Genomic DNA, 1821 nt, shown 5'->3' with positions numbered 1-1821 from the left:
GACCAATAGTGATAAAGCATATGCAGAAGACCATTCGTATGATGGGAAAAGTCCGTATTACAATAGTTGTGATCAATCAGCAGTAACGAAAGAAAAGAAGTGGATTGATTCAAATTCTTATGTGGAATTAAAATTTAGCACGACGTGTAAGACAGCGTGGGCAAAAGTTACTGTAACCCGCCCGGCAGTATATAATAACGAAGCTGATGCAAGAATCGTAAGAAAAACAGATGGAAAGGCATATACTTGTGGGAGTGCTGGAGGAAATGGTGTTGTGAATAAAGGGCAAACATCATGCTATACGCCAATGGTATATGATTTAGATCCAAGAAAGGCGCAAGCGCAGGGGAAACATGCCATTCCAAATAGCGATGCATATAATTATGCTGAGACTATTTGGTATTGATGATATTATAAAAATTTTAAGATAGCATATTTCAAGAGCATGTTTTGATTGGTTTTCAAAACATGCTCGATCTGTATTCATTCTAATCTTTTCGGTAATCGCGGGGCCTTTGAATCAACTAATAAGGTCTGTATCAGGAGGAGTATATCCRAGGTGRCGAGCCATTGATACRATTTGMCCTTTATGATGRAAYTCATGTGTYTCCRYATGAGTTAAWAGCCATAGCGGAGTTGTGCTCCAAGSTTCTTTTTGCCATTTCACTTCATTTGCTATATTTTCRAGCCAACGGTCATTGTATTCATCTAAAAAACGTATTACAACCTCATCGACTAACTTAAACCTAGTACGAACTTTCTCGACATCTGCATGCTCAATTTCATAATCACTAGCGAATGAAAAATCTGCTCGTTTTTGCTTGAATGCGAATGACCCAAGCCAGTATCGGTAGCAATCGGCTACATGAATATGCGTCTTCATAATGCTGCCGCTTCCGAAATTCGGAACGGTGCTATGTAATTTTTCTAGTGGAATTTCTTCCAAAAACGTAAATAGATTTTCTCTTGTAGAGCTAATAAGATTATATTGTTGTTTTAAAACATCCATCATGTCATTACACTCCTCTTTTGTTTACTAAACCATTTGCGTAGTAAGTAATTCTATATATACGAGAAGTGAACCTTTTTATTAAGCATATTAGATGTATTTCTTAATTGTTTCTGATAGATTAAACAAGGTGAAACTTTAATAAGTTGAACATTCTTAGTTCATAATAAATTGTACATAAAAAAGGGGAGCAATAAAATGAATAGAATAGTTGGTTTGAAACAATTTGAAATAACGCGCGGGGCATTGCTTAAATTTATGGAAACGTTAGATGATAAAACTGCGGATACGCAGCCAAAGGGCTTTAACAATACAATCCGCTGGCATATTGGTCACGTGTTATCAGCAGCAGAAACTTTCATGTTTGGAAGAGAATTTAAACAATTACCAACTGAATATCCAGGTATGTTTGGATATGGATCAAGACCATCTAAATGGGAAACAGAAGGACCATCATTAGAAGTGTTAACGGYTCAATTAAAAGAMCAAGCRAARCGYATTMAMGAAATKCCAGCAGAAGYATTTGAAAATAAACTTCCAGAGCCATTTTTAGGGTTGGAAACAGTTGGTGAGCTTTACGGTATGATGCTTTATCATGAAGCAGATCATATTGGGCAAATGAAGGCGATGGAACGTATTATTAAGGCTCTTTAGTTTTGGGTAAAGTTCACTTGTATATAAAATAAGAAAGCGCAGATGTTTTGTCAAAATTGAGGGGTAAGTAGTTACAACTTTATTTTTCACAATAATATCTAAACAAAAAGGGTAGATAATTTATTATCTATCCTTTTTGTTGTTGAACTTCTTGAAGG

The 1821-nt window shown here is 35.6% G+C and carries 3 protein-coding genes; 2 read left to right on the top strand and 1 reads right to left on the bottom strand.

All coding sequences use genetic code 11. The annotated features are described in order from the left end of the window. Positions 1–406: DUF2690 domain-containing protein (locus AC1DJR_RS28505; RefSeq protein ID WP_477004103.1), on the top strand; the 406-nt coding region annotated here is incomplete at its 5' end. A gap of 114 nt (positions 407–520) precedes the next feature. Here AC1DJR_RS28505 and AC1DJR_RS28500 read toward each other — a convergent pair. Next, complete coding sequence (locus AC1DJR_RS28500) at positions 521–1012, bottom strand: DinB family protein (protein ID WP_477004102.1); 492 nt, start codon at positions 1010–1012, stop codon at positions 521–523. Positions 1013–1207: 195 nt separating this feature from the next. On the opposite strand from AC1DJR_RS28500, the gene AC1DJR_RS28495 reads away from it, so the two are divergent. Beyond that, the gene (locus tag AC1DJR_RS28495) at positions 1208–1663 is read left to right on the top strand and encodes a DinB family protein (protein ID WP_477004101.1); all 456 of its coding nucleotides are present in this window, start codon (positions 1208–1210) and stop codon (positions 1661–1663) included. Positions 1664–1821 lie beyond the last annotated feature (158 nt).

The sequence above is a fragment of the Bacillus sp. 05T31 genome, from assembly GCF_056396725.1.
The sequence above is the reverse complement of the archived record's forward strand: the minus strand, read 5'-3'. Positions and strand labels throughout refer to the sequence as shown.